This is a genomic window from Nitrospiraceae bacterium, assembly GCA_035623075.1.
GTDB lineage: Bacteria > Nitrospirota > Nitrospiria > Nitrospirales > Nitrospiraceae > DASPUC01.
Map to the genome: position 1 here is coordinate 95,473 of DASPUC010000027.1, position 26,873 is coordinate 122,345.

Here is a 26,873-nt window from a genome sequence, read left to right on the forward strand (position 1 = left end):
GAAGATTGTGCGGTCACACCGGTTTGACCTGAAAAAGTTCGAGCGGGTATGCTGACGTGATGTTTAAGCGCGCACGAGCGGCGGGCGGGCTGATCTGTCTCCTGTGCCTTGTCCTAGCCGACGGCCCGGCCCTGGCCCAATTGCAGGAACCGGCCGTTGTTCCGGTCGAGGACTATGCTCTGTACGACCGAGTGGTGACGAGTAAGTTTCTGACGAATGAGACGAGACTCGTGCTCATCGAGCGGCTGACCGTTTCGCGATTGTATCCGGATCAGGAGAACCCCACGACGATCGCCTTGTTTGATGAGCGCGATCTGTTCGATCATAGGCTTCCACCTGACCTGGTGCGGGAGTTCGTCTTCAAGAATCGTCAGCCGGCGCGGTTCAGCGCGCAGTTCAACTTTGGCGTGCGCTATCGCTTCGTCGCTCCGGAAGGAACCGAGGAACCGGAGGTATCTCTGTCCGTCCCTGCTGCCTGGCCACCGGTTGGGTTAACGCAGGACCTCTCGTTCCTCGGCCGATTGGTCTTTTCTCGTGTGGCCTACACCCTGCGTTCGGATCAGGCTTTGCTCTATGTGGAACAGCACCGACCCGATGGCACCGGTGCCGGATTCCTCGTGTGGTTCGCGCGACAGGCGGCCGACTGGTCTATCATCGACACCGAGGTCTTATGGAGCATTCGTGCGCCGGAGGAGGCCGCGGAGCTTCGTTAACATCGGGCAGCCGCTGTAACGACGTGCACCAGGATCATAGAGGATCGTGCAGTCATGCCGACCTTGATTCGCAAAACGTTCTCCGTTCCTCCGTTAGGATGCAATTGTTCGATCCTGGGTGATCCCGTGACCAAACACACGATTATAATCGACCCGGGCGGAGCACACGAGCGCATTCTGCATGAAGTGCGGCAGCTGGGTCTGACCGTCACGCACATCGTGCATACCCACGCTCATTTTGATCACTTTCTCGCCTCAGGCGAAATCCAGAAGGCGACGGGAGCGCCTCTCTGCCTGCATCCGGACGACTTGGGACTCTGGAAGATGCTTGAGGTACAATGCCGTCTGTTCGGGGTGCCGTACATCTCGGCGCCGCTACCCGAGCATTGGTTGGCCGACGAAGAGAAGCTCCATATCGGTGGAATCGAAGCGATCGCCCTCCATACACCAGGACACACGCCCGGCTCGCTGAGTCTCTACCTGCCGGCCGAACAATTGGTGTTGGCCGGTGACACGTTGTTTCGCGGGAGTATCGGCCGGACGGATCTCTGGGGAGGCGACTTCGACGCCATTGAACAATCTATTCGCGAGCGACTCTATAATCTCGCAGACTCGACGGTCGTGGTAACCGGGCATGGGCCGGAAACCGCGATTGGGCTTGAAAAAGAGACCAATCAATTCGTGCGGGCCTGACTAGGCAAGAGGAGGGGACCATGAACACGTGCCGTCATCTCCTGTGCGTGGGGCTGCTGCTCCTTGGTGTCATGTCGTCAGACAGACCGGTCGCAGCGGAGACCGCAGCGACGACCCCGACGGACCTCGTGACCATCGCCGAAGTCAAAGTGCGGGTGACCGACCACGGACCGGTGGTGCTGTTACAGGCGGAAGGGAAGGCGATTCCGATTTTCGTCGACCTGACGGTGGCCCTGTCGATTCAAGCCGCCTTGATCGGCGACAAACTGGATCGTCCGATGTCGCACGACTTGATGTCCCAGATTCTTCGGACGTATGGAGGAAAAGTCACACAAACCGTGATTACGTTGAAGGGAGGCACCTACTACGGGGCGCTGACGGTGGCATTTCGGGACGACGTGAAGGTCTTCGACAGTCGATCGTCGGATTCGATCGCGCTCGCCGTGCACTTCAAGGCGCCGATTCTCGTAGGACGGGATCTTCTCAATTCAGCCGGTCGGGTGCTCGAAAAGTCGAAAACCGAGGACCTCTGATCCCTTACTCCTTCGCCATGCGCTCGTGCAATCGCGCGAGGCGCTTTTCCGTCGACTGTTTGATGAAGGCCATGTTTTCTGCGAGATGCTGTTCGGCGTTGATTTTGCCCTCGTCGCGCCGCTTCTGCTGAGCGAGCCCGAAGGTCGCGATTGACGGGCCGTCCTCTTTGTTCAGTTCCTTCCATACCTCCGTGCATCGAGCCTGCTTAGCCGGCGGATATTTGTCGCAGGGTGGATCGGCTCCGAGCGCAACCGTTCCGCCAAGCGCAGGCAGCAACCCCAATGCCATCACAATTTTCATGCTGAGTCGCCTGCCTGAATGCCCATTCATGTTGCGCACACAATCTAAATCTTTATCGCGTCATTGACATCCTGAAGCGTCTGGTGTGCCACCTGACCGGCTCGTTTGCTGCCGTCTTCGACGATGTCGTCCAGGCGGGCTGGATTCTTAATAAGGGCGGCGCGAGCCTCCCACATCGGGGTCATCCGTTCCACGATGCGGTCGGCGACGAGCTTTTTACAGTCGATGCACCCGATCGCTGCCGTCCGGCATTCCTTGTTGATCTGCTGTTGGACGGCAGGCGTGGAGAAGATCTTATGGAAATCGTAGACGGGACAGATGTCCGGATTGCCCGGGTCGTTGCGCCGGATCCGCGCCGGGTCTGTGACCATGGTCTTCAATTTCTGGCGAACGACCGGTTCCGTGTCGGAGAGATTGATCGTATTCCCATAGCTCTTGCTCATCTTCCTGCCATCAGTCCCGAGGACCTTAGGAAATTTAGTGAGGTGTTCCATCGGTTCAGGGAAAACCGGTTTGTAAAGGCTGTTGAACCGACGTGCGATCTCGCGGGTGAGTTCCAAATGAGGGAGTTGGTCCTTACCAACCGGGACGAAGTCCGGTCTGTACAATAGAATGTCCGCAGCCTGGAGGACGGGGTAGCCCAAGAACCCATACGTACTCAGGTCGCGTTCCTTGATCTCCTCTTGTTTTTCCTTGTAGGTCGGGTTGCGCTCCAACCAGGGCACCGGGACGATCATCGACAACAGTAAGTGCAGGATCGCGTGCTCGGGGATGCGGGATTGGACGAAGACCGTGGCCTTTGACGGATCGATCTCGGCTGCCAGCCAATCGATGAGCAGCTCACGCACGAATTCGCGGATCCGACTCGTGTCGGCGTAGTTTGTCGACAGAGCATGCCAGTCGGCCACGAAGAAATAACAGTCGAACTCGTTCTGGAGCCCCTTCCAATTCTCCAACGCCCCTAGATAGTTGCCGAGATGGAGCAACCCGCTGGGCTGCATACCGCTCAGGACCCGCTTCTTGGTCATGGCGTCGCGTCCGCTCCCAGGCCCATTGCCGCTGACAAGATGCCGCCCGACACAGCATGCGTCAAGGTGGTGGTGACGGTGTGAATGAGTCGGATTTGCGGGTCGAACATGATGAGTGCCACCAGGATGAACATGCCGTACGGCTCGAGGCGCATGAGCGCAAGGGCGGGCTTCGAGGGAAGCAGGCAAGTCAGAATGCGTCCTCCGTCGAGTGGGGGAATGGGAATCAGATTGAAGAGCATCAGGAGCACGTTGATTAAGAGCGAATAGACCGCCATTACTGCGAGAGGAAGCGTGATCATCGTCTGGAACGACCGCGGCGCTGGAGTTTCATCATTGGAAGACCAATACTGCGCAACGGAAGCGTCGAGGGACAGCAGACTGGTAAAGAGTAGTGCGCTTCCGATCGCGAGGATCAGATTCATCCCGGGCCCCGCCGCGGCCACGAGCGCCATGTCCCGTCTTGGCTGATGCATGAGGCGAGGATCGACCGGAACCGGTTTCGCCCATCCGAGAAAGAATCCACCCGGCATCAGGAGACAGAGCAACGGCAGAATGACCGTGCCGAATGGATCGATGTGGGCCAGCGGATTCATCGTGAGGCGGCCTTGCAGTTTGGCCGTCGGGTCCCCGCATCGATAGGCAACCCAGCCGTGCGCGTACTCATGGAGGACCATGGCGAACAGAAGCGGCAAGCCCATGTAGGACATTTTGTGAAGGATTTCAGCTAGTGCATCCATTGGTGTGGCGTCTCAATCGAGTTGTGTGAATCGACCGCGCTTCACTTGGATCAGGAACAGGGATCGGTTCAGCGTCCCGTCCGAGCCGAACGAAGTGGGACCGACCATCGTCGGGAGATCTCGTTGGGTCATGAGATAGTCGCGCACTGCTTCACCGGAAGAGGCGCCCTTCCTGATGGCTTCAAGAACGAGTCGTGCAGCGTCATAGCCCTGCATGGCAAACAATGTCGGGGTTGCCTGGAACCGCTTCTTGTACCGATCGACGAAGTCTTGCACGTTTGGATTGGGGCTGTCCACGAAGAATCCATCCACAAAGATCGCGCCGTCGATCGACTGGTCGGCGGTTCGGGCAAAGTCCGGTGAATTCCATCCGTTGGTGCCGAGGAATGGCACCTTCATGTCGTGAAAATTCAGCTGGGCGGCGATGAGACCGGCTTCCTGGGCACGGCCCGGGACGAAGATCGCGTCAAACCCAGGGGTATAGAGCACTTTCTTGTCGAGCTTCGTCTGTTTCCCGGTCATCTTCGTCGGATCCACGGGCACGGAGAGACCGTACTTCTTCAAATCCTCCGCCTTCATCCGTTTGAGTTGCGCGTTGAAGTCAGTCTCGCCTTCCTTATACGACTCCATCGCAATGATTTCGCCGTCGTGTTGTTGGATCTCCTGGGCAAAGAGCCGTGCGAGTTCGCGGCCGTAGGTCGTCTCCGGATAGAGAATGCAAAAACGGCGGTATCCCTGCTCGACAATGGCGTAGGATGCAATGCGTTTCGCCTGCATCCCATAGGTGAGGGCGGTGCTGAACACATAGCCACCCAATCGGCGGACGTTCGGGATCGTCGCGGTCGGCGTGATCAGAGGAGTCTTGGTCCGTTCGGCCAATTCGGCCATGACCGGCAGGCTCTTCGACAAGAGCGGGCCGATGACGGCAACCGGATGATCATCTGTCAACAGCCGGGACAGGTCATCGAGGAACGTGGGCCGCTCGGATTCATAGTCTTTCACGATCAGCCCGACCGAGGTACCCGTGACGTGGTCCTTATTGAGTTCAACGGCCAGCTGGATCCCGGCCAACACATCGTTGGAAAAGGGCGCGACTTTTCCGGACAGCGGCAGCACGGCGGCCAGCACATACTGATAAGTTTTGAGTCTGACTTGCAGCGTGCTCAAGAGATCGGACGCTTTCGTCGCGTAGGGGTGGGTCGGGAAGCGATTCAGAAACTGCTGAATCTGACGGGTCGCCTGGTGATCTTCACCCCGCGCGACGTAGAACTCGATCAGACGAATCGAAGCAAGGTCGCCGGGAAACGTTCGCGAATAGAGTTCTTGGATCCGGTCCAGTGTTTTCCTGTCCAGTTGGCCGTTGATCAGTTCACTGATACGAGTATGAATTTCCTCAGCTTGATCGTCCGGGGCGAGCGCCATTTCATCCAGCCACGCTTGAATCGCTCGCACCGGCTCCTTTTTTTTCAAATACAGCTCGCCGCTCAGGTGCATGGCCTCCAGTTTGGCCGTATCGTCTTTCGAGAGTGTGCGGAGGTTGACAAGGATCGGCAAGGCAAGGTCGACGTTCCCCATCGCGGCATGGACACGGGCCAACATTAACTTGCCCCGGTCGGAGAGCTCTGAATCGGGAAACTCGACTTGCAATTGCTGGAGGTACTTCAAGGCTTCCGGGAATTCTTTTGTTTCGTAGAGGGCGGCTCCGAGCAAGAGATAGGCGTCGTCCAACAGTTCGGGCTTGGGCGACGTGGTCAGAAAGCGGCGCAGGATGGTGGTCGCTTCCTCCGCTTGGCCGGCGTCGAGAAGACGTTTGGCTTGGGTCAGCGCGGGATGCGATTCCGGTGTACCTTTCGCTGTTTCGGCATATACCGGTCGACTCTCCCACCATTCGGCCGATGGGCTGATGCCTGCTGAGATGAGGCCGACGATGCCGAGAAGACTCAACAGCGCGCGACTCCTGCGAGTCGGCAAACCAAACAACGCGACGATGCGATTGATCATGGATTCCTGTGGAAGGTTCTGGAATTTGTGTTCACGTGACTACTATCGGAAACCCTGTGGGGTGTCAAGGCAATCTCCGCGCAGTTCGTTGTCTTCATCGGAGCGATTCGCTATCATCGAATCATGCTGTTGCATCCGATGGTTGAACTATACTTGACTCACCTCCGCATCGAAGGAGGGCTGTCGGTCAACACGCTGGAGGCCTATCGACGGGACCTGCTCAAATTTCAAGCCTACGCGCATCGGGCTGGTGTGTCGTTGCCCGCACAGATGACCTCCAACACGGTCATGGAGTTTCTTCGCTCTTTGAGAGACGCTCGGATGTCGCACACCTCTTCAGCCCGCTGCTTGTCCGCTATCCGCGGCTGGCTCCGGTTTCTCAGGCAGGAGCATGTGATCGATGTAGATCCTGCCGTCGGATTGACGTCGAGTCGTCGTGGCCTCAAACTGCCGAAAACCTTGTCTCAGCATGAAGTGACAGCGTTGCTGGATCTACCGACCCAGAACACGCGTGAGGACTCTCGCGACCGGGCGATGGTGGAACTGCTCTATGCGACCGGATTGCGGGTGTCGGAACTTGTTTCGGTGGAAGTTGGAAAGATCAATCTCGATGTCGGCTATCTTTTCGTCACCGGCAAGGGGTCGAAGGAGCGAGTCGTACCGATGAACGATCACGCGCGAGAGGCAGTGCGCCACTACCTCCACGAGGTGCGTCCACGACTGTTGAAGCAACGGACCTCGAGGTTTCTGTTCGTGACGACCCGTGGAACTCCCATGACGAGGCAGGCCTTTTGGAAATTGTTGCGTCGACGCGTGCGACGCGCCGGCATCACGAAGACCATTTCACCGCATATGTTGCGACATTCGTTCGCGACGCATTTGCTCGAGGGAGGGGCCGATCTCCGATCTGTCCAAGCCATGCTCGGACACGCGACCATCGCCACCACCCAAATCTATACGCACGTCGAGCGGGAACGACTCAAGCACGTGCACGATCGATTTTTCCCGCGCAAACATCGTCGAGCGGGAATGGGCAAGAGGTCTGCTATCAGAGGTCCACAGTAAAGTGGCCACACTCTCGATATTCTGCAAGAAGGGTGCGAGATTGGATTGACAAGGGTCGGTGGACTTGGTAGCATCCGCCAAGGTTGCTAGGAAAATCGGGCGGATAGCTCAGTTGGAAGAGCGCTGCCCTTACAAGGCAGAGGTCACAGGTTCGATCCCTGTTCCGCCTACCAGCCGGATGGTGTTGGTGATTCGGAACAGGCCAGCATTGTAAAGACGGATGAAAATTTCAGACGAGACCACCCGCTAGTTATAGTCTTGTCGCTCCGAATTTCCGCTATAGGTAGAGTCACGAGGGGCCGTCGTTCAGCCTGGTTTAGGACGCCAGATTGTCAATCTGGAGGTCGCGGGTTCAAATCCCGTCGGCCCCGCCATTTTTTCTGTCCCCGTGTTCACGTTGCAGGCGTTGAACGCGCGACCGGGGGTTTCGAAGGGGGTATGTCCCCTTCGTGGGGAGCATACGAGGGGGCTGGCCCCCTCCGTGGAAGCTGGCGAGGCAGGCTTCGGGGCCGAGCCAGCGACGGAGCGCGGTTCAATTCCCGTCGGCCCCGCCATTTTTTTCTCAATGAACGTGTTGGGGCCATGAGCCCGCAACATGTCGTACTGAAGGGGTTGTGCCCCCTTTCGTGAGGAACGTACAAGAGGACCGGCCACCAGCTGCAGCGGTTAGGGAGGCAGGCTTCAGGGCCGAGCTAACAGTTGGAGGGTGGAACAGCTTCTGTCGGCCTCTCCCTGTTCCTCAATGTTTGCTAAACTCCCTATGCAACACTACACATTATCCGCTGATGCGGGAAAGGTCGTAGCCGCATGTTTCAAACGAGTACCGTAGAGCTGGTGGGGTCACTCGGTCTGGTGTCGAAGAGCGTGCTCGTCTTGTTGTTCCTGTTCTCGGTGATCTCCTGGGCCATCATACTGTTCAAGTGGCGTGTGTTTCGCGCGGCCGACCGCGGGGATCAGCGCTTCATGGCGCTCTTGGCCAAAACCAAAGATCTCGGCGACCTCTATCGTCAGATCAGAAAGATGGAGGAAAGCCCCTGTGGAAGTCTGTTCGAAGGAACGGTCGAACGCATGGGAGTCGCAAGCGTCGACGGAAAAGACGGGACCGGTTCCGCACCGATTGATCGGCATCTGATCGAACGGACGGCGGCACATCTTTCTCATAGCCAACTCTCGCGGTTGGAAGCCTATCTTCCTTTTCTCGCCACCACCGGAAACATCGCGCCGTTTGTCGGCCTGCTGGGGACGGTGCTGGGGATCATCGATGCCTTCCGTGAGATCGGTGCGCAAGGGACGGCGAGTATCGCTGCGGTCGCTCCCGGGGTCTCAGAGGCGTTGATCGCCACCGCAGCCGGCTTGTTCACCGCAATTCCGGCCGTCATCGCGTACAACTACTTCCTCACCAGGATTCGACGAACTGCCGCACGAATGGATACGGTCACCATCGAACTACTGGCCTGGCTCCCGGCTTCCACCAGCACGAAGGCGAAACCAACTCCGGTGGTGATGCAAGCATGACGGCGTTCGAATCCAGACAACGACGATTCTTGGCGGAGATCAACGTCATTCCGCTGGTCGACGTCGTACTCGTGCTCCTGGTGATTTTTATGGTCACCGCGCCGATGCTGTACCGCGGTATGGACATCAATTTGCCGAAATCTGCGACCAACACGATCAAGCCAGAAATGCGCACCGTCCTCACGATCGAGAAGGATCAACGGCTGTACTTGGACAAGGACCCGGTGGGTGTGGCGCAGCTGGAGCAGAAACTGAAACTGCTGAAGCTGCAGCATCGGGATGTCTCGCTGTACTTGCGCGCTGATCGTGAGGTGCCCTACGGCATCGTCGTACAAGTGATGGACGGAGTAAAAAAGGCCGGCATCGAAAAGATCGGCATGGTGACTGAACAGGTTGGTGCCGAACGTGTCAGCGCTCCCCAGTTGATCCATACACCGTCTCGAAAGAGTTAGCGAGTCGAATCGGAGAGAGAGAACACGAGTCTTATGGCCTCTCAGGCATACGTCCAATCGGCGCTGTGGTTCGATCACGAAGATCAGGTGCAGTTCTTCCGCCGGCTGAAACGGGCACTCCTCCTCTCGTTTGTCGCGCATCTCATCATCCTGCTGGTCGTTACGGTTCTTCGGCTGCCGCAGCGCGGCGAGCGACCGCTTGCTGCAGTCGAAGTGTCGCTCGTCAGCATGTCGACTCCCGCCCCGGTGAAACAGCCTGAACCGGTGCAACCCGTGGCCCAGCCCAAACAACCGGCATCGAAGTCTGCTCCCGCCCCCGTCGTCAAAGATACGAGTCCGGCCCGCGTGCCGGTACCTCCGGCGGGGCATGTGGCGCGTGACGTGCTCCGGGACCTCCAATTGCCGCCGGATGCGCCCAAGTTCGGCGATCTGGCTCCTGCGAAATCGGTGGCGGTGCCTCAGCAGGAAGCTAAGGTGAAAGTGCCGGACCTTCCTCGTGTTCCTGATCCAATCCAGGAGCCGACCGCCACGGTTTCTCAACCATCGAAGCTGAGCGATGATGTGGATCGGGAACTTGAGGAGGAGCTGAAGAAGGTAAAACAATTCACTCCGGCGGCTAAACTTGAGATTCCGAAAGAAGTCAAAGCGCCCGATCAGTCAATGAAGCCGGTTGCGCAGCAGGAAGCCAAAGTCCCGACGGTCCAGACTCCGGAGACCACACTCAAAATTTCTGGCTCGTCCGGCTCAAATCCATACTGGGCACGGGTTCAGGCTGTGATCAGCAGCAATTGGGAGCCGCCTCCGATCGATGTCTCAGGACAAACCTATACTGTGACCATCAAGTTTCGCCTGCAACGCGATGGCACGATCAAAGACGTGACGATTCAGAAGACTTCCGGTAATAATTATTACGACATGGCGGGCCAGCGGGCAGTCCTTCGGCCGCGTCAGTTACCACCGTTTCCGCCCGATATGACCGAGGGATATAAGGATGTGGAAATGGTATTCAGAGTAGGAGAGCCGGCGGGATGACGCACAGGACATTCCTAGGGGTCACGCTCGGTGGGTTGCTCTTGCTCGCGGGAGCTGTGGGCATTCTCGAATCCGGAGCTGCGGATGTGTTCCTTGAAGCCACGCGTCCAGACTTCCAAAAGATTTCATTGGGTGTGGTGGGAATTCAAAACGCTGGTGGACCGGATTGGCTGGGGGGGCGAATTGAAGAGGTGCTCAAGAAGGATGTGAAGCGGTCCTTGGTGTTCGATCTCGTCGACTTGCCCAGTCTTGGGATTAAAGTTCGGGAGGTCAGCAACGGAGCCACAGCCATCTTTAAACAGGCGGCCGATAATGGCGTGTCTCTGCTCGTATGGGGGAAGGCGAGTCTCAAGGAAACCGGCAAGGAAGCCGACGCGACGATGGAAGGGTTTGTCTACGATAGCAGCAGCGACGAGGTCGTCGGCGGGAAACGCTATGCAGGTTCGTCTTCGGTCATCCGCTTGATGGCGCATCGCTTCGCGGACGAATTAGTTTTTCGGTACACAGGCGAGCCAGGAATCGCCCGCACGAAGATTGCGTATGTCGGGGAACAGGGGGCCGCCCGTGAGCTGTACGTCATGGATTACGACGGTTACGATCCACGTCAGCTGACTGCCGACGGCTTTCTGAATTTGATGCCTCGGTGGTCGCCGGATCGCCGGTTCATCGTGTTTACCGCCTATCGAAATCGCAACTCCCAGGACATCGACATGATCGAACTGGCAACGGGAAAACGGTGGACTCTCATCTCCTATGGCGGCTTGAATATTACGCCGGCTCTATCGCCGGACGGTAACTTCCTCGCATTCGCGTCGAGCTACGAGGGGAACTCCGAGCTGTATCGGTTGGACACGAGAACTAAGGCGGTTCAGCGACTGACCGTCAATCCCTCAGGGGATCTGTCTCCTTCCTGGTCGCCAACGGGCAGAGAACTTGCTTTTACTTCCGATCGTGGAGGGGGGCCGCAAATTTTCCTGATGAGTTCGGATGGTACCAACGTTCGGCGCCTGACCTTTGAAGGTGACTATAATGCCGCACCGGCTTGGTCCCCGCGAGGAAACTGGATTGCCTATGTTTGTCGGACGCCGAGAAAAGAGTATAAATTGTGCGTGATGAGCCCGGACGGACAGAAGCGTATGCAACTGACGACAGGGCCGGGGGTGGACGATTCCCCGTCCTGGTCGCCGGACGGGCGACATCTTGTGTTCAGTTCGACGGCGGAGGGGAAAAGTCATATTTATATGATCAATGCGGATGGCAAAGACCTGGAGCGGCTCACGTTCGAGGGGACGCATAACAGCGCGCCGGCGTGGTCTCCAGCCTCGTAAGGGCGGTCCAGGCATCTCAATCATGACCAACCACGAACGCATCACTCAGGATGAGAGGAGATCAACCCATGGGGAAATTCATCTGTACGGCAGCGATGGTCTTGGTCGGGAGCGTGGCGGTGTTGACCGCCGGCGGCTGCGGCAAGAAGTCTCTGCAAGCAGGCGGTGAGGCACAATCGGCGCAGCAGGGCGCGATGATGAAAGGTGGAACTGGGGGCGCAAGTTCGGATGGTGCTCAATCGGGTGTCGGGTCGAATTTCCCCGATACGAGCATGCAGTCTGGAAGTTCGAGTGGTCTGATGGGGCTCGACAAAAACCCGTCCGAGGAGCGGCTAGGTGCGGGTGGCGGCGGGATGCTCATGGCGAAAGCCGACTCATCCGGCAGCGCCGGACGACAATTGGAAGATGTCCGTGCAGAGCAAGCCGCTTCAGCGGCTGCCGGGTTGCGCGACGTGTATTTCGGGTACGACAGCTGGACCATCAGCGAAGAGGGCCGGCAAGCCTTAGTACGGGATGCTGACTGGCTCAAGACGAACCTAGCTGCAGCCATCAAAATCGAAGGGCATTGCGACGAGCGCGGGACGTCCGCATACAATCTCGTGCTCGGTGAAAAGCGGGCGAAGTCCGTTCGAAACTACCTTGTCGAACTCGGGATCAGTGCCAGCCGGCTCTCGGTTGTGTCCTATGGCAAAGAGCGACCCTTCTGCGAAGAACGCGCGGAATCCTGCTACCAGCAGAATCGCCGGGGCCATCTTGTCGTCAAGACGGCCAAGTAAGCGCCACGAGCCCTCGGACTGTAGGGGCATCTTGCGTGCAAGGAGAACACGGGAGGCGTACCATGAAGCCAGCGATGACAACTGATTCGCGGGTTCGATCGATCTGGATATCAGGCTGGTCCGTGCTTATCCTTGTGATGGTCGGCTGCATGGCTCAGCAGGCCGATCTGAAAAAAACCGAACAGAATCTTCAAACCCGCATCAAGCAATCGAGCGACGAACTCGCCCAGCGAGGCGCCCAGCAGAGACAGGAGCTGGCCGTCTTGCGCGAGCAGGAGTTGCCCCAGCTTCGTGGCGAGCTTGAGCGAGCTCAGCAACAAGCTCGTGAGCTCCAGGCGAAGCAAGACGACTTGAAACAGCGATCGATGCAGATCGAGCAACAGACCAAGAAGCTCGAACAGTTGGCGGCCAAGCTGGAGAACGATACGACCACCCGCTATGCGTGGATACAGAAGAGTCTCGAAACCCAGGACCTCAAGAACAAAGAAGACCGTGATCTGCTCCGGACAGAAGTCAATGCGCGGCTTGACGATGTGAACAAACAAATGGAGCTGCTGCGAAAAGACATTATCGAAGCGGTGCAAAAGACAAATAGTGCGCTGGTGAAAAACCTCGATGCCCGTCTCGAAGAGCAACGCAAGGCAACCGCTGAAAACCAGAATCGAGCGGAACAACTGGCGGCGAAGTTCACGCAGTTCAATCAATCATTGACCACATTTCGAGAGTCGCTGTCGGGGCTCAGCGAACGAGTTGCCCAAGACGAGCAGACGACGAAAACGTTTATGGCCAAAATTGATGCGGACGCGAAAGCGTCGACCGCCTACGTCAATGACATGAACAAAACAGTGTCCGGGCATTTGGGCGATGTCAATAAGAGCGTGACGAGCGTGGCCGCCGCCACGCAGAAATTGGCTGCACGCATCGATGAGCAAGATCACCGTCTCGAAATCTTGGCGAAGTCGGTGGATCAGGTTGCCCAGGATGTTCATGCCCGTGCGGGAGGCAAAGGTGGGGCGCGTCAGTCTCCGTCCAAGCCAGCACACCGTTCGGCAAGTCCTCCACAGGCAGAGCCGCAGAAATCCGAACCTCAAGGCGAGCCGGAACAGGCGGAGGCGCAGCCTCAGGCAGTTTCAGAGCCAGTGCGATTGGCTCAAGTCATCGCGGCCCCGGATGAGACCGGTGATGAGGCGAAATCTCAAGCCAGCGTGGAATCGGTGCGCCCTGATAAGGCCGAGTATGAACGGCTGTTGGGGATGTTCAAGGACGGCTATCTTGTCGGGGCACAGCAGGGGTTTGCTGCATTCCTGGCCGACTATCCGAATTCCGACCTGGCTCCCAACGCGCGCTACTGGCTCGGAGAAGCACAATACGGTCAGAAGGATTATAGGGAAGCCATTAGTTCATACGACCGGGTGGAACTGGATTATCCGAAGAGCGAGAAAGTTCCGGCAGCTTTGCTCAAGAAGGGGTATGCCTATCTAGCGCTGAAAGATAAGAAGCGGGCTTCGTCAGCGTTCAAACAAGTTGTGACTCTCTATCCGAAGAGTCCAGAAGCTGGAAAAGCCTCCGATAAACTCACTCAGATGATAAAAGAGTCTCGATAACTGTGAGGCAGAACGATATGGGTGCTCAACGGGCTGTTGGCGTTCTCGTCGTAATCGGTTTTCTCGCGACCGGATGTGCCAGGCACGCGGACTTTGTCGACCTGCGTGATCATCTGGCCACCGTGTCAAAAACTCAGGATCAGGATCATCAGCGTCTCGATGCGATGCAGCGACGCTTAGAATCCGTTGAGCGGGTGAAAGATGTGGAACCGGTCAAGCCACGACTCGATGAAGTAAGCGCACGCCTTCAGAAACTGGAAAACCGGTTGGCGAAGCTGGAAGAGGGGCAGGGACAGACGATGGCCAGGGTCGAGCCGGCTCCTGTCGAGCAAGGTCGTCCAGTGAAACCGCAAAAGCCGGGGACTGCGAGCGATGCGCAAACCATCGTGCCCGGGGTTCCGGCGATCACCCCCACCTCTGCCTTCAACCTGGCGTACAACGATTATTTGAACGGCAAGTACGACCTGGCCGTGGCTGGTTTTCAGCGCTTTGTGAAGGATTTTCCCGGGACCTCGCTGACGCCGAATGCCTACTATTGGTTGGGGGAATCCTATTACCAGCAGAAGGACTATGTCAGGGCGATGCAAACGTTCGAATACGTTGCGACTGAATATCCGGGGAACGAGAAAGTACCAGCTGCAATTTACAAGCTAGGGTTAGCCGCCGCTGAGACAGGAGACGTTCCCAAGTCCAAGAAGAATCTCAAGCGCGTGATCGAAGAGTTCCCGACATCGGACGAGGCCAAGTTAGCGAAGAACAGATTGGCTGAAATCCGATGACTGCCAGCAAGACGCGACGGACCCAGACACAAATCCCGTCGCGTGCCCTCCGAGGAGTCTAGTTTCATGTCCGCTACCGGTTGCGCGACCAAGATCCACGTCCTGCCGGGAGACGTCATCAGCCGCATTGCCGCGGGAGAGGTCATCGAACGCCCGGCCGCTGTCGTCAAGGAGTTGATCGACAACAGCGTGGATGCCGGAAGCGGCCACATTACCGTCGACATCAAGGAGAGCGGACTCGGACTGATCCGCGTTACCGACGACGGCGAGGGGATGAGCCGCCTCGATCTCCCGCTGGCATTTGAACGTCATGCGACGAGCAAATTACGGTCGGATCACGACCTTGTCTCCATCACCACCATGGGGTTTCGGGGTGAAGCGTTACCGAGCATCGCCTCCGTTTCGAACGTGATCGTGACGACCTCGACGAGGCAGGATACGGTCGGTGCGCAGCTCGCTCTTCGAGGCGGAATCGCTCAGTCGGTTGTGGATGCACCGGCGGTGCCTGGCACACGGATCGAGGTGACAGAGCTGTTTCATCATCAGCCCGCGCGGAAAAAATTCCTTAAGTCGCCCGTGACGGAGTTTTCTCACATCAGTCATGTTATCCAGCAAGCGGCCATAGCGTGGCCGTCCGTTCACTTCCGACTGATCCATAACGGACAGGACGTGCTCAACTATCCAGCTGCGATGTCGGATCGCGACCGTATCCTACAAGTGTATGGCTCGGCTTTTGTCGATCATACCGTCGAGATACGAGGTCGGATTTCCGGGCTGGCGGTAAGCGGCTATGTGATCGACCCGGTGTATGCCCGAACGTCGAGGCAGCCACAGGACCTGTTCGTGAACCGCCGGCCGGTTCGGAACGCGACCGTCTTTCACGCCGTCACGGATGGGTACGGATCATTTCTTCCAAAGGGCCGCTATCCGACCTTTGTTCTCTTTGTGGACGCCGCTCCCGATCGGATCGATGTGAACGTCCATCCGACGAAGAAGGAAATTCGTTTCGCCGAGACCGAAGCGGTCCACCGGCTGATCCGGCACGCGATTCGCCACGCGCTCAGCGGCGAGGAACAAAAGACGGTTCTCGGCATGAGTCAACCGGCAGGTTCACGCGTGTCCGCCGATCTCGACGATTCCGCTGCGATTTCGAAGAGGCTGTCGGCAGCCGTTGGAACGGAGACGGGTCGTGGCGTCCTCGAATCACGTTCGGGCCTTTCATCCGAAGTCGGTTCCATAGAAGGATCTCAGCTGGTGATGGCAGAGAGCAACGCTGTTCCGTACGAGCGCGTCGCGGAGGCTGAAATCGTTCCCCTCGGACAACTCCGTCGCACCTATTTGGTGGCTCAAGTTGGGCATGAGCTGCATGTTATCGATCAGCATACGGCGCATGAACGGGTCCTGTTCGAGCGACTCTGGCGGAATTGGCAGGGGCGGGAGATTCCCTCGCAGCCGCTGCTGATTCCAGAACCGATTGAACTCTCAGCGCAACACGGGACGCTTTTGCGCAAATATCTGGGCGAACTCGAACGAGTCGGTTTGATGATTGAGCCGTTCGGTACCTCTGCGGTCGCGATTTGTGGGGTGCCGACCGGGATCGGCAAAGTCGACGCCGTCGCGTTGGTCCAAGATCTTCTCGATGATCTGAGGGAATGGGATACCGTCTCGTCCCTGGACCTGCGGGTCCGTCCGGTGTTGGCGTCGCTGGCCTGTCATGGTGCCGTGCGGGCCGGCCGTGCCATGGCACTGCCGGAGATTCGAGACTTGATTCGGGATTGGATGGACGAAGGTCTGATCATGACCTGTCCGCACGGACGACGGACCGCGTTTCGTCTGTCAACGGATGAACTCGATAAAATGTTCGGCCGTACCGGATGGTCATGACGACAACGTCTGTCTGTGGCATGCGGCGGTTGTCTGAGGCACAAGTCCGGTTGCGGCCCGTAGTCGTCATCGTCGGGCCGACGGCGGTCGGCAAGAGCCGCATCGCCCTCGAAATCGCGAAGGCGTTCGAGACCGACATTCTGACCGCGGACTCCCGGCAAGTCTACCGTGGGATGGATATCGGGACCGACAAGCCGCCGGCGGATCAGCTGAAGGAAGTCACTCATCGGTTGATCGATCTGGTCGAACCGGACCAACCATTCAACACGGGCCTTTACCGACGGTACGCGGTCCAGGCGATCGAAGATCTATACCATGGCCGCCGTCTCCCGCTGGTCGTCGGTGGTTCGGGCCTCTATATACGGACATTGCTCAAAGGCTTGTGTGAGGCTCCACCGGCCGATCCGATCCTGCGGGCCTCGCTTCGGCGCGATGCGCAGAAGCATGGACGGGACTATCTCTATGCCCAACTTGTCGCGTGTGATCCGGTGACTGCGGCACGCTTACATCCGCACGACCAATCCAAGGTGCTGCGCGCCTTGGAAGTGCATCGGTTGTCCGGCCGGCCGATGGTGGAGTTCCAACAAAAGCATGGATTTACCGAGGGACCTTTTACGTCCTTGGTGATCGGACTCAACCGCGGGCGCGAAGCGCTGTATCGACGGATCGAACAGCGGATCGATTGGCAGTTCGCGAACGGATTAGTCGACGAAACGAAACGGTTGCTGGCTCGTGGCTACAGTCGAGACCTCTCCGCCCTGAAGGGACTCGGTTATCGCCATGTGTCCAGCTATCTTGTCGGGGAGTACGACGCCGAGGAGATGGTCGCCCGCTTTAAGCGAGATACCCGTCGTTTTGCCAAGCGGCAGATGACCTGGTTTCGCAAAGAATCAGGTATCCATTGGATGATGATTGAAGAGTCGGAGCCGGTTGCGCTCACGACGGACCGTATTCTCCAACAGATCGACGCGTTCCTCGCGAGCCTCGGGTAGCGGGCATTGTATCCGGTGATTTGGGCCGACATTGGGCAACGTACAGGAGGAATAGGGTGGGAACGGCTCGGCGGAATGTGAAGACTCGTGCGGATATCGGCATCATTGGCGGAAGCGGGTTGTATGAGATCGAAGGACTTCGAAACGTCAGACGCGTAACGGTTCGCACACCGTTCGGACCTCCGTCCGACGCGATCGTGCTGGGTGAATTGGACGGAGTTCGTATCGCCTTTCTTTCGCGCCACGGTGTTGGGCATCGAATCAGTCCGGCGGAAATCAATTACCGGGCGAATATCTACGCCTTGAAATCCCTCGGAATCCAGCGAATCATTTCTGTCAGCGCCGTCGGCAGCATGAAGGAATCGATCAAGCCGGGCGATGTCGTTCTTCCGGACCAGTTTATCGATCTCACGAAACGGCGGGTCTCCACCTTCTTCGAGGGGGGCGTTGTCGCCCATGTGGGATTTGCGGAGCCGGTGTGTCGGAGCTTGAGTGCTTCGCTCTTCGAGGAAGCACAGGCGGTCGGTGCGTCGGTTCACCGTGGCGGAGTCTATGTCTGCATTGAAGGCCCGCAGTTTTCGACTAAGGCGGAGTCGCGTCTGTATCGTCAATGGGGTGTCAGCGTGATCGGTATGACGAATATGCCGGAGGCGAAACTCGCTCGCGAAGCAGAGCTCTGTTACGCCACGGTTGCGCTGGTGACTGACTATGATTGCTGGCATGAGACGGAAGAGCCGGTCACCGTCGAGGGCATTCTGGCTACGTTGCGTAAAAACGTGACTTTGGCGAAGCAACTCCTTCGGGTCAGCATGAAGCCAGCTGCCACGGTCGAGGCCTGTGACTGCCAGCGAGCATTACAGAATGCCGTGGTCACAGCCCCCGATCGGATACCGGCGGGGATCCATCGTAAACTGGGGCTGTTGCTCGATCGAGCGATGCCTTTACCAACAAGGGGTCGATGAGCGATGGGAAAATTGCTGGTGGTCGGTTCCGTAGCTTTGGATACCGTCAAGACTCCGTTCGGAGAAGTGGCCGAGGTGCTGGGCGGCTCGGCGACTTTTTTCTCCACGGCGGCGAGTTTCTTTACGACCGTCGATCTGATCGCGGTGGTGGGGGATGATTTTCCTCCGCAGCACGTCGCGTTTCTGAAAAGCCGGGGTATTGATCTGACCGGCCTCGAGCGACGACCCGGCGCGACGTTTCGATGGCAGGGCGAGTATACGCACCAGTTGAACGAAGCCCACACACTCGACACGAAACTCAATGTCTTTGAAACGTTCCGTCCGAAGATCCCCGACGCCTATCGGTCACCGGAGGTGTTGTTCTTGGGGAACATCGATCCGGAACTTCAACTGGATGTGTTGGAGAAGCTGCCTCGCCCTCCGTTGGTGGCCTGCGACACGATGAATTTCTGGATCAACGGGAAGCGAGAGGCCTTGTGGCGCGTGTTGGAGAAAGTCGACATTCTCATCGTCAATGATGGGGAGGCCCGAGCCCTGGGAGGGAGCCCTAATCTGGTCAAGGTGGCGCAGACGGTGCTGGCGCGGGGACCGAAACATCTCATCATCAAGCGAGGTGAGTACGGAGTCTTGATGTTTAATGAGAAGCAGGTCTTCGGCGCCCCGGCCTTCCCTCTCGAAGATGTTCGGGATCCGACCGGTGCCGGCGATACCTTTGCCGGTGGGTTTCTCGGGTATCTGGCGGCGACAGGGAATCGGACGAACGAGGCGATCAAACAAGCCATCATCTTCGGCAGCGTCATGGCGTCATTTACCGTAGAATCCTTTAGTCTTGACCGTTTGCGAATCCTGGATTACAAAGAGATTCACGAGCGCTTTCGAGCGTTCAAACGGTTGACCCATTTCGAGGACATTGCGTGACGCATTCTTCTCTTGTCGGAACGATGATTCGGTCGTGGCTCTATGGGCTTGTCGTGACGGTTCCACTCGCCTGGATGGTGCAAGGCTGCGCGACGCCAGAAGAGACGGTCAAGAAATCTCAAGGCTATTACCAAGAGGGCATCGCGTCGTTGGATTCGGACAAACAGAAATCCTATGTGTCGTTCCAGAAAGCGCTCCAAGTCAATCCGCAGAATAAAGAAGCCCACTATGGACTCGGCTATCTGCTTGCCGACCAGAGAAAGTGGGCGCAAGCGGAGGAACACTTCCGTGCGGCACTGAGCATCGATCCGGAGTATTCCGAGGCACATACATTTCTCGGAAAGGTGCTCGAAGGTCAGGACCGCTGGCCTGAGGCCATCCGGGAATATCGCCAGGCGTTGACGAATCCACTCTATGCGACGCCGGATCTGGCGCGTTATCACCTCGGGCGTGCCCTGGCCCATGAGGGAGACTATCAAGGCGCCATGGAGGCTCTCGAAGACGCCATCACGGTCAATCCTCCCCATGTGCGTCCGGAGCTCACCCATTTGGAACTGGGGCGTGTATATTACAAACTGGGGTTTGAACGGCGAGCGAAAGAGATGCTCACCAAAGTGACGACGCTGGACAAGAATGGTGAATATGGGGCGGCGGCGAAAGAATTGCTGGCGAAATTGAAGTAAGAGACCATTCGACATGGAATCAATCGGGGAATTTTTCAAACAGGTCCGTGAAACGAAAGGGTTGACGGTCGACGAAGTCGCCTCAAAAACCCGTATCCGCACGGATTTCGTGAAGGCGCTTGAAGAAGGCAACTTTGCCAAGCTGCCCGATCAGGTGTTCGCCAGGGGATTTGTGCGGTCGTATGCGCGATCGTTGGGACTCGATGAAGAAGATGCGATCCATCGGTTTACGCAGTCCGCGGGGGCCTTCTACGAGAAGCAAGATGAGCGAGAACGCCTGAGGGTTCGGCAAGCCGAGGAAGAGCGAAAAAGGCAAGCCAATCGCAAAGCTGTTGCCGTGGCGATCGGCATTGCCATTCTCACCTTGGTGTTTCTGCTGAGCCGTGAACAGTCTTCCGTCCTCGTTCGTCGGTCTGCGTCGGATCTGCCGACATCGGCTAAACGGACGGCGCCGGTACCCCCGGAACCCAGCGCCCATCAGGAGCCGCCGACGTCTCCGTCCGGAGCGAAGGCAAATGTTCCGAGTCCGACCTCGACCAAGCCGGTAACTGAGACTGCAGAAAATCAGGGAGCGTCGGAGTCGGCGGTGGCCGCAGTCACGCCGGAGGCTGCGCTGCCTGTTCCTCCGTCGCTCGGGAGCGATGGTCCCCTTGGAGGGATTTCACTCGAAGGCTCTGCAACAACCGAAGGGCAACTGGTGCTCGATCTTGAAGCGACGGAATTGAGCTGGGTCGTCGTCCAGATCGACGGAGGAAGCCCGCAGGAAGCCTTGCTCCGTCCGGGTGAAAAAGCGAAATGGAAAGGCCAGGATCAGTTTATACTGACCCTCGGCAATGCCGGCGGAGTGAAGGCGGAACTCAACGGCAAGCCGCAAAAGCCGTTTGGACCGAGTGGAAAGGTCGCTCGGGATATCGTACTGAAACGCTGACGGCCTCTCTCAACTCATTCCCTTCACCTTCACCTCCCTTGTCTCGCTCGTCGACCCTACCTCCCGCCGAACACATTCTTTTCTTCAATGCGCGTTGACCGAGTGGGGCGTCCAAGCGTGCATGGGGCACAAAGGTGTCTCCAGGCTCACGAGCCTGTGGAGTGTCCTTTAATATTTCGTGCTAACTCGCCGGAATATCTGTTTCCGACATTAATCTCGTGTGGCATGAGCTTTGATTCGTCATCGATCAAAGTGGACGAAGCGCGCAATGAGGTGGCCGTTGCCATGAACTCAGAGGCGCGGCCGTCGTCGAAGTTGACCGGCAAGGAGACCTAAAACCCGAGAAGGAGAATCGGGCACGGTTTGCTTGACAACGACAAAAGCCCGTTGCTATAGTCCCGCCGTTTTACGGGCTTCTTTGTGCGAACATCTGTCGGTCGGTGACCTTGCAAATGGGCGAGTGGTCATGTGCGATGGGCTCAACAAAAGGAGGAAGTGTGATGCGGTATTTTTCTAAGGTTTTGTGTGTCAGTGCAGCGCTAATGCTCTTGTCTGCAACAGTGGTGGGTGCGGAGGAGCGCGATCCGCTCAAGCCACGTGTTCCCCCGGATCAGATCGCTGAAGCCAAGCAGATGAAGAATCCGGTGGCCAATACTCCAGAGAACATTGCTAAGGGCAAGGCGTTGTTCGAGGGGAAGGGCACCTGCTTCAATTGTCATGGCAAGGAAGGGAAAGGGGATGGGCCTGCGGGCGCTATTCTCAACCCGAGCCCACGGAACTTCACGAACTGCAAGTTCCACAAGAAGCGGAAAGACGGCGAGCTATTCTGGGTTATTAAGAACGGGAGCGCCGGAACGGGCATGGTTTCTTTGATCCCGGCTGCCATTAACGAAGAGGAAGCCTGGACCATCATCAACTACGAGCGGAGCTTCTGCAAAGGCGACGAGTAAGCTCATCGCTGAGCGACGAGCGAGGAGAGGGTGGAGGAAGTTTCCTTCACCCTCTTTTTTTGTCCTCGATTGAAAGGCATCGTTATCGAGCTTCGGCTCCCTGGATCGACGCCACCTTCGTGAGAATGATCTCGGCCGTTTTGTCCGAGGGCCTTAAGGACGGAACAGAAAGCACCCGCTGCTCACGGTTGAACCGGGCCCTCGCGGCCCAAGCCACCTTCTGGCTGACAAATTGAATCACCTCTCCAATCGTAATGTCTCCATCGCGGTTGACGTCAGCATCCCCCCGTAACCCCCGCAAGAGATAATAGGTGAAGAGCCCGTGCCGATGGCGCTCGTCTTCCAACCCATTCCCCAAGCCGCTGGGGCTGATAAGGTAAACAGTCGATGACCCTCCCGCACCCCACTGAGGATTCGTCACCTTGGTTTTGGTTTCGGGTCCGAGGCGCGATACCAAACCGTCGAAGATGAACACGGTTTGTTTGGCCTTCAATCTGGTGAGCCCCGCTTCCAGGTCCTTGAGTGGATAGAGTCGCGAGGTCGATGAAGCGCTTCCCTCATAGGGCACAAGGAAGGTGTCTCCCGTCGAAGAGACCATTGCCATGCCGGCAAAGTAGACGATGACGATCGCCTCCTTGTTCATGTGGGGTGGAAGCCAATCCAACAAGGCCTCATCAATGTCTGGTCGCAACGCCTTCCAATCCTGGAGGAGTCGTACGTTGGCCGCAGGAAGACCGCCAAGAGACTGAAAATACGACGCCATCATCTCAGCATCGAGCGACGCAAACTTTCTGGTCGAAAGGTGCTGGTCGCGATAGGATCCAATGCCGATGGAGATCAAGTAAGTGTGAGGACGGCGAAAACCGTCCGCAACGGCGGGGATCTGATCCACATCGTCAGTGTTGACGCTGGCCGGTTGGATTGCGAGGGACACAGTCTGGGGCGGTGGAGCCGTTCCAGCAGGATCGGACACGGTCACCTGAATCTCCGTCTTTTGACTTTGGACGGACTGAGGCAACGTCGCAACAAACTCGATCGAACGGGACTGGCCCGGTTGGAGTCGCCCAACGGCGAGGCTTGAGACGGGAAATTGTGACAGAAGCGAAGGAGTCCCTGATAGCGATGCCGTGGCCCCTTGGATCTCCTGGTCACCGGTATTCACGAGATCGACTCGGACCCGTATGCGTTCTCCTCCTTCGAACACCAAGTTGCTGTTTTCGTCGAGTACGGTCACCTTGAATCGCAAGGAAGACGTCATGGGAGGCACGGCGGGAGTGAGCACCTGGCTGGAGCCTGGTTGGCCGAGCTTTGAGGGAGGAAGAGCAGCCGTTGCCCCAGCATTTCCACTCGCCGTAGGAGCTGCAGCGACCTGGCTGCCGCTGCCGACTGCCACGCGAGCCTCCTGCATGAATTTGCTCGCCAGATCAACCGCCGTGTCATGAATAAAAGGGTCGATAACGTAATCGCAGTCCTTGGCAAGCCTTTCGAGAAGCAAGCGCTCGGTCCGATCGACCTTAATGTCCGATTCCCGCAAGAGTTTTCCGCTTGCATCATAAAACCTGGCCAGGGCACTGAGTTGCACATAGGCCGGAATCCGGTCGTAAACGTTGTCTTGTGTGAGCTCCAACTTTTGCTGAACGAGCTCCACGCGGACTGTGATTTCTGGGAACGGTTCCTTCGTCTTGGACGATCCTGTGATCACCGCCTGAAAGGTCCTGTAGGTTGCTTCGGTTATGGCTTGTTCCAACACGGACCCAATTTGGATCTCCCGGATATGTCCGCAGCCGTCCACGTACTGGAATGTAGGGGTGGTGACTGAAGGAGATAGTTCCAACCGCGCTGCGTAGGGGAGTAACGGTCCCATCGGGGGAAGTTCCAGCCGTGGCGCACATCCGGCCGTTAGCAACGTACAGATGGCTGCACTGATGGAGAGAAAACGATGGCGAAGGTCCCAGAAACTCCGCATTGTGCGCGACTCCGACGGTACAAGCCCACGGATGATCTTCACGCGATCACGGTACCGGAAAAGCAGGGAAGAAAGCAATTGGACGAGTTCCCTTCTTGCAGCTTGACGAGGGGACGATTATTCTTCCCCCTATGCTTACGCTGGGACTCTCCAACATGCGGGATGCCGCTGCGGCGATTGTGGCCGATGGTCGGGTCATCGCCGCCGCCGAAGAAGAACGGTTCGTCCGAGTCAAACATGCTACCGCATTTTCGGTGTCCGCGATTCGTTACTGTCTGAAGGCCGCGGGAGTGCAGCTCCGCGACCTGGACGCAGCGGCGGTCCCGTGGAAATACTGGCAGGTCGGTCGACGTGGCATGACGAGGCGACAAGCTTTCATTCTCGTGTCTTTTGCAGATGGGCTCGATCACAAACGGTTGCGCGTGCCGACTGCAGAGTAGGAGGAAAATATACGTGGTTTTAGAATCTGAAGTGGTTAAACTACAGCGCACCTTGTATACCTCAGGTAATCCTACACGGCGTTGGCTGCATTGTAACAGGCGTGCCTTGATAATCGATGCGATGAAAAGGTCCGGTTCCAATGGAAGACATGAGCGGGCACTAGAAGTTGGGTTTGGTTCCGGTGTGTATCTTCCGGTGTTATCAGAGCTGTATCGGGAAGTGATTGCCAGTGAGATAGAAGATGCTCATCTTCGTCTTTCTCACGTTCTTAAGGCCAGCCACCCAAATCTAAATGTCATATTTGACGATATTACACGTACGAACTTACCGGAGAAACATTTCGATCTCATTCTCTGTACGGAAGTTGTCGAGCACCTTGCAGATTCAGCACCTGCGATAGCTGCGATGCATCGGCTGCTCAAGCCTGGTGGTATTCTCGTCTTGTCTACACCACAACGATGGAGTCCGCTGGAGTTAACGGCGAAAGTTGCTCTTATGCCAGGCATTATCGATGTAGTTAAGGCTATATATCGCGAACCAGTTATTGAGACAGGCCACATCAATCTCATGACTGAAAAAGAAGTTACCGGCCAATTGCAGGCGGCCGGTTTCCGTATCCGCGAGCGGTTTACGTCCGGGATGTATTTGCCATTAATCGCCGAGTTTCTAGGGGAATTTGGTTTACGGCTCGAAAACTTTCTTGAGCTAAAATTGAAGCACAGCCGTTTCAGTTGGCTCCTGTGGACACAGTACTATATCGCAGAAGCATAATTGGGAGATCGAAATGAAATTCCGCTTTTGGTTAAACAGAGCCAACGAAAGGTGCTCCTTGGCCTGAGACCTCCCCGGTCTCGGCGGGGCAGCCACCTGCCCCGAAACGATCCAGCTTGCGAGTTGAGGACTAACGTGGTAGGTGGTACAAAAAAGTCCCGGCTGGTCAGTGGTGATTGCATTCTCCGCACTGAAGTCGAATGGCTTGTTTTAGGGAATTATCCCGCCTCACGATCGAAGGGCGCTCGTTCATTATAAGTCGTTGGGAATGACAGCCAATCGCGCGCCAGAACCCCGACTCTCACTCACGGTACCGACAATAGCCCTTAACATGCTTCTGGTGGTGTTCATCGCAAATTTTACCCTTCAGCCTGTGACGGAACCAGACTTTGGCTGGCATCTACGGGCGGGGCTGGACATGCTCGGGCAGGGCTGGGCCGTACCCAGGCTGGATCCCTATTCCCACACGATGTCGGATTGGGCCTGGATCGAACATGCGTGGTTAACGGACATCTTCATCGCAACCAGTTATAGAGGATTTGGCCTGTTAGGCGTGATCGTACTGTTCGGTATCGTCGTAGCCGGGGCCTGGATCATCGCAAGTTGCTCGGGGAAACGTCAGGCCTTCTATGCACTAATGGCTAGTGCCCTGTCGCTGTGGGTTGCGCTCCCATTTCTCGGGGCGAGAACTCAGATGGTGACCTTAGTGGGTCTCGCGGCACTCATATTCCTGCTAGAACGGTTCCGTGATGGTCACCGGTGGGTTCCTTGGACGATTCCTCCTCTGTTTCTTCTCTGGGCCAATCTTCACGGCGGATTTACGGCGGGCCTCTTCTTGCTCGGGTTGGTTGTGATCACATCGATGCTTATTCGGGCCGGATGCCTATGGTGGCCAAACCTGACCGATCGGATAGACGAAAGAGTTCTGTCATGGTTGCAACTGCGTCAACTTGTGATCGCGTCAGGAGCAGCGGCAGTCGCCACGTTGGTGAATCCGTACGGATGGATGTTACACAGAGAAATTTTCGATGACCTCTTGAACCAGTTCATGCTCGATTTCTTACAGGAATGGCAGTCGGTGTCGTTGGCGACCCATGCGGGACGAGGCTTTGTGATCTACTTGGTCGCACTCGTGGCTGCGATGCTTCTGGGATATCGACGAGTTGAACCGATCCGGTGGACGGTGTTGGCCGTCTTTTTGGTCCTCTCGCTTCGCCATCTGCGGAACGTTCCTCTCTTTCTTATCGTGAGCCTCCCGCTGGTCGCGGAAATGCTTGAGGCGGGCGTAGCCCGATTCTCCGGCTGGATCGAGCCGAGTCTTCGACAGGCCCGACTCGGTCTTCTGGGATTGACGCTGGTCGCAGGGCTGTTTCTCGTACGGTTGGGCCCCGATCATCTTCGGCACATCGCTCAAGCCGGGCTCCAGCCCGAGCAGTACTACAAGGAGACCTCATATCCGATTGAGGCGATCCAATGGCTGCGCAACCACCGGGATCAGGTTGGACGCCGCTTGTTTAATGAGTACGTCCATGGCGGCTTTCTTCTCTGGTGGCTTCCTGAAGAAAAGATCTTTATCGATGGCCGCATGCCGGCCTGGCGCATAGGGGATCGATGGATTGTGAGGGATTATGCTGCCGTGGCTCTGACGGATCCTCCCATGCTCGCGGTTTTCGATAAGTACGCGGTCGACTGGGCGATCGTGCGTCGAAACACGGTGCTAGATCGGGCGTTGGCGCAGCAGACGACATGGACAAGAACATACGACGATGCCAAGGTCGCGATCTATGTTCGCGCGCCAGTGTGAGCAAGAGGTCGTCC

26 protein-coding genes and 2 tRNA genes are annotated in these 26,873 nt (G+C 57.2%); 23 read left to right on the top strand and 5 right to left on the bottom strand.

Translation table 11 applies throughout. From position 1 onward, the window contains the following. Positions 1-59 precede the first annotated feature (59 nt). Genes VEI50_09790 through VEI50_09800 form a run of 3 tightly spaced genes read left to right on the top strand, consistent with a single transcriptional unit; the run spans position 60 to position 1,939 of the window. Positions 60-713 carry a hypothetical protein gene (locus VEI50_09790; GenBank protein HXX75410.1) on the top strand — a complete coding sequence of 218 codons (654 nt, stop codon included), beginning with the start codon at positions 60-62 and terminating at the stop codon, positions 711-713. Positions 714-767: 54 nt separating this feature from the next. Continuing rightward, a complete protein-coding gene (locus tag VEI50_09795; protein ID HXX75411.1) occupies positions 768-1,406 on the top strand; it encodes an MBL fold metallo-hydrolase in 639 nt (212 codons plus the stop codon). 20 nt (positions 1,407-1,426) lie between these two features. Beyond that, positions 1,427-1,939, top strand: coding sequence for a bifunctional nuclease family protein (locus VEI50_09800; GenBank protein ID HXX75412.1), 513 nt, complete (start codon positions 1,427-1,429; stop codon positions 1,937-1,939). 4 nt (positions 1,940-1,943) lie between these two features. On the opposite strand, the gene VEI50_09805 is transcribed toward VEI50_09800, so the two are convergent. The 4 genes from VEI50_09805 to VEI50_09820 are packed head-to-tail and all read right to left on the bottom strand — an operon-like array spanning position 1,944 to position 6,009. Then, a complete protein-coding gene (locus VEI50_09805; GenBank protein HXX75413.1) occupies positions 1,944-2,240 on the bottom strand; it encodes a hypothetical protein in 297 nt (98 codons plus the stop codon). Between the two features lie 44 nt (positions 2,241-2,284). Then, a complete protein-coding gene (trpS, locus tag VEI50_09810; protein ID HXX75414.1) occupies positions 2,285-3,268 on the bottom strand; it encodes a tryptophan--tRNA ligase in 984 nt (327 codons plus the stop codon). Further along, positions 3,265-3,978: a site-2 protease family protein gene (locus tag VEI50_09815; GenBank protein ID HXX75415.1), complete on the bottom strand. Its 714-nt coding sequence runs from the start codon at positions 3,976-3,978 to the stop codon at positions 3,265-3,267. Before VEI50_09815 ends, trpS begins: the two co-directional genes overlap by 4 nt. 42 nt (positions 3,979-4,020) lie before the next feature. Beyond that, positions 4,021-6,009: a penicillin-binding protein activator gene (locus tag VEI50_09820; protein ID HXX75416.1), complete on the bottom strand. Its 1,989-nt coding sequence runs from the start codon at positions 6,007-6,009 to the stop codon at positions 4,021-4,023. Positions 6,010-6,132: 123 nt separating this feature from the next. Between VEI50_09820 and xerD the strand changes: the two genes are divergently transcribed. The 17 genes from xerD (at position 6,133) to VEI50_09905 (ending at position 21,877) form a co-directional block, all read left to right on the top strand. Beyond that, complete coding sequence (gene xerD / locus VEI50_09825) at positions 6,133-7,074, top strand: site-specific tyrosine recombinase XerD (protein HXX75417.1); 942 nt, start codon at positions 6,133-6,135, stop codon at positions 7,072-7,074. Between the two features lie 97 nt (positions 7,075-7,171). Continuing rightward, positions 7,172-7,247: transfer RNA gene (locus VEI50_09830), tRNA-Val, on the top strand. A 122-nt stretch (positions 7,248-7,369) separates the two neighbouring features. Further along, a tRNA-Asp gene (locus VEI50_09835) sits at positions 7,370-7,448 on the top strand. Positions 7,449-7,881: 433 nt separating this feature from the next. Continuing rightward, the gene (locus VEI50_09840) at positions 7,882-8,589 is read left to right on the top strand and encodes a MotA/TolQ/ExbB proton channel family protein (GenBank protein ID HXX75418.1); all 708 of its coding nucleotides are present in this window, start codon (positions 7,882-7,884) and stop codon (positions 8,587-8,589) included. After that, on the top strand, positions 8,586-9,041 hold the full coding sequence (locus tag VEI50_09845) for a biopolymer transporter ExbD (protein ID HXX75419.1): 456 nt from the start codon (positions 8,586-8,588) through the stop codon (positions 9,039-9,041). Before VEI50_09840 ends, VEI50_09845 begins: the two co-directional genes overlap by 4 nt. A 33-nt stretch (positions 9,042-9,074) precedes the next feature. After that, positions 9,075-10,073: a TonB family protein gene (locus VEI50_09850; protein HXX75420.1), complete on the top strand. Its 999-nt coding sequence runs from the start codon at positions 9,075-9,077 to the stop codon at positions 10,071-10,073. Next, entirely contained in the window at positions 10,070-11,401 is a 1,332-nt protein-coding gene (gene tolB, locus VEI50_09855; protein HXX75421.1) for a Tol-Pal system beta propeller repeat protein TolB, read from the top strand. The genes VEI50_09850 and tolB overlap by 4 nt, the downstream gene beginning before the upstream one ends. A 68-nt stretch (positions 11,402-11,469) precedes the next feature. Further along, positions 11,470-12,177 carry a peptidoglycan-associated lipoprotein Pal gene (pal, locus tag VEI50_09860; protein HXX75422.1) on the top strand — a complete coding sequence of 236 codons (708 nt, stop codon included), beginning with the start codon at positions 11,470-11,472 and terminating at the stop codon, positions 12,175-12,177. 62 nt (positions 12,178-12,239) lie between these two features. After that, positions 12,240-13,781 carry a tol-pal system protein YbgF gene (gene ybgF / locus VEI50_09865; GenBank protein HXX75423.1) on the top strand — a complete coding sequence of 514 codons (1,542 nt, stop codon included), beginning with the start codon at positions 12,240-12,242 and terminating at the stop codon, positions 13,779-13,781. A gap of 17 nt (positions 13,782-13,798) precedes the next feature. Continuing rightward, positions 13,799-14,560, top strand: coding sequence for a tol-pal system protein YbgF (gene ybgF / locus VEI50_09870; GenBank protein HXX75424.1), 762 nt, complete (start codon positions 13,799-13,801; stop codon positions 14,558-14,560). 66 nt (positions 14,561-14,626) lie between these two features. Continuing rightward, positions 14,627-16,444 carry a DNA mismatch repair endonuclease MutL gene (gene mutL, locus VEI50_09875; GenBank protein HXX75425.1) on the top strand — a complete coding sequence of 606 codons (1,818 nt, stop codon included), beginning with the start codon at positions 14,627-14,629 and terminating at the stop codon, positions 16,442-16,444. Continuing rightward, entirely contained in the window at positions 16,441-17,436 is a 996-nt protein-coding gene (miaA, locus tag VEI50_09880) for a tRNA (adenosine(37)-N6)-dimethylallyltransferase MiaA (protein HXX75426.1), read from the top strand. Before mutL ends, miaA begins: the two co-directional genes overlap by 4 nt. Before the next feature lie 56 nt (positions 17,437-17,492). Next, positions 17,493-18,398, top strand: a complete 906-nt coding sequence (mtnP, locus tag VEI50_09885; GenBank protein HXX75427.1) for an S-methyl-5'-thioadenosine phosphorylase — start codon at positions 17,493-17,495, stop codon at positions 18,396-18,398. 3 nt (positions 18,399-18,401) lie between these two features. After that, on the top strand, positions 18,402-19,316 hold the full coding sequence (locus VEI50_09890) for a PfkB family carbohydrate kinase (GenBank protein ID HXX75428.1): 915 nt from the start codon (positions 18,402-18,404) through the stop codon (positions 19,314-19,316). Further along, complete coding sequence (locus tag VEI50_09895; GenBank protein HXX75429.1) at positions 19,313-19,999, top strand: tetratricopeptide repeat protein; 687 nt, start codon at positions 19,313-19,315, stop codon at positions 19,997-19,999. The genes VEI50_09890 and VEI50_09895 overlap by 4 nt, the downstream gene beginning before the upstream one ends. Positions 20,000-20,012: 13 nt before the next feature. Continuing rightward, complete coding sequence (locus VEI50_09900) at positions 20,013-20,927, top strand: RodZ domain-containing protein (GenBank protein ID HXX75430.1); 915 nt, start codon at positions 20,013-20,015, stop codon at positions 20,925-20,927. A gap of 500 nt (positions 20,928-21,427) precedes the next feature. Continuing rightward, positions 21,428-21,877, top strand: coding sequence for a cytochrome c (locus VEI50_09905; GenBank protein ID HXX75431.1), 450 nt, complete (start codon positions 21,428-21,430; stop codon positions 21,875-21,877). 82 nt (positions 21,878-21,959) lie between these two features. Here VEI50_09905 and VEI50_09910 read toward each other — a convergent pair whose 3' ends face one another. Further along, the gene (locus tag VEI50_09910; protein HXX75432.1) at positions 21,960-23,885 is read right to left on the bottom strand and encodes a caspase family protein; all 1,926 of its coding nucleotides are present in this window, start codon (positions 23,883-23,885) and stop codon (positions 21,960-21,962) included. A 53-nt stretch (positions 23,886-23,938) separates the two neighbouring features. Here VEI50_09910 and VEI50_09915 point away from each other — a divergent pair, with 53 nt between their 5' ends. The 3 genes from VEI50_09915 to VEI50_09925 all read left to right on the top strand — a co-directional run bounded on the left by VEI50_09915 (position 23,939) and on the right by VEI50_09925 (position 26,859). Further along, entirely contained in the window at positions 23,939-24,283 is a 345-nt protein-coding gene (locus tag VEI50_09915; protein ID HXX75433.1) for a carbamoyltransferase N-terminal domain-containing protein, read from the top strand. A 13-nt stretch (positions 24,284-24,296) separates the two neighbouring features. Then, a complete protein-coding gene (locus VEI50_09920) occupies positions 24,297-25,055 on the top strand; it encodes a class I SAM-dependent methyltransferase (protein HXX75434.1) in 759 nt (252 codons plus the stop codon). Between the two features lie 331 nt (positions 25,056-25,386). Continuing rightward, entirely contained in the window at positions 25,387-26,859 is a 1,473-nt protein-coding gene (locus VEI50_09925; protein HXX75435.1) for a hypothetical protein, read from the top strand. Positions 26,860-26,873: the final 14 nt, after the last annotated feature.

What these genes read in the sequence shown, in the direction of transcription:
- pal (HXX75422.1), top strand. Translation starts at nt 11,470, where the DNA reads ATGGGGAAATTCATCTGTACGGCAGCGATGGTCTTGGTCGGGAGCGTG.
- VEI50_09905 (HXX75431.1), top strand. Translation starts at nt 21,428, where the DNA reads ATGCGGTATTTTTCTAAGGTTTTGTGTGTCAGTGCAGCGCTAATGCTC.
- xerD (HXX75417.1), top strand. Translation starts at nt 6,133, where the DNA reads ATGCTGTTGCATCCGATGGTTGAACTATACTTGACTCACCTCCGCATC.
- VEI50_09805 (HXX75413.1), bottom strand. Translation starts at nt 2,240, where the DNA reads ATGAAAATTGTGATGGCATTGGGGTTGCTGCCTGCGCTTGGCGGAACG.
- VEI50_09815 (HXX75415.1), bottom strand. Translation starts at nt 3,978, where the DNA reads ATGTCCTACATGGGCTTGCCGCTTCTGTTCGCCATGGTCCTCCATGAG.
- VEI50_09790 (HXX75410.1), top strand. Translation starts at nt 60, where the DNA reads ATGTTTAAGCGCGCACGAGCGGCGGGCGGGCTGATCTGTCTCCTGTGC.
- VEI50_09900 (HXX75430.1), top strand. Translation starts at nt 20,013, where the DNA reads ATGGAATCAATCGGGGAATTTTTCAAACAGGTCCGTGAAACGAAAGGG.
- tolB (HXX75421.1), top strand. Translation starts at nt 10,070, where the DNA reads ATGACGCACAGGACATTCCTAGGGGTCACGCTCGGTGGGTTGCTCTTG.
- VEI50_09845 (HXX75419.1), top strand. Translation starts at nt 8,586, where the DNA reads ATGACGGCGTTCGAATCCAGACAACGACGATTCTTGGCGGAGATCAAC.
- ybgF (HXX75423.1), top strand. Translation starts at nt 12,240, where the DNA reads ATGAAGCCAGCGATGACAACTGATTCGCGGGTTCGATCGATCTGGATA.
- VEI50_09820 (HXX75416.1), bottom strand. Translation starts at nt 6,009, where the DNA reads ATGATCAATCGCATCGTCGCGTTGTTTGGTTTGCCGACTCGCAGGAGT.
- VEI50_09795 (HXX75411.1), top strand. Translation starts at nt 768, where the DNA reads ATGCCGACCTTGATTCGCAAAACGTTCTCCGTTCCTCCGTTAGGATGC.
- VEI50_09840 (HXX75418.1), top strand. Translation starts at nt 7,882, where the DNA reads ATGTTTCAAACGAGTACCGTAGAGCTGGTGGGGTCACTCGGTCTGGTG.
- VEI50_09800 (HXX75412.1), top strand. Translation starts at nt 1,427, where the DNA reads ATGAACACGTGCCGTCATCTCCTGTGCGTGGGGCTGCTGCTCCTTGGT.
- miaA (HXX75426.1), top strand. Translation starts at nt 16,441, where the DNA reads ATGACGACAACGTCTGTCTGTGGCATGCGGCGGTTGTCTGAGGCACAA.
- VEI50_09890 (HXX75428.1), top strand. Translation starts at nt 18,402, where the DNA reads ATGGGAAAATTGCTGGTGGTCGGTTCCGTAGCTTTGGATACCGTCAAG.
- VEI50_09925 (HXX75435.1), top strand. Translation starts at nt 25,387, where the DNA reads ATGCTTCTGGTGGTGTTCATCGCAAATTTTACCCTTCAGCCTGTGACG.
- ybgF (HXX75424.1), top strand. Translation starts at nt 13,799, where the DNA reads ATGGGTGCTCAACGGGCTGTTGGCGTTCTCGTCGTAATCGGTTTTCTC.
- VEI50_09850 (HXX75420.1), top strand. Translation starts at nt 9,075, where the DNA reads ATGGCCTCTCAGGCATACGTCCAATCGGCGCTGTGGTTCGATCACGAA.
- mutL (HXX75425.1), top strand. Translation starts at nt 14,627, where the DNA reads ATGTCCGCTACCGGTTGCGCGACCAAGATCCACGTCCTGCCGGGAGAC.
- trpS (HXX75414.1), bottom strand. Translation starts at nt 3,268, where the DNA reads ATGACCAAGAAGCGGGTCCTGAGCGGTATGCAGCCCAGCGGGTTGCTC.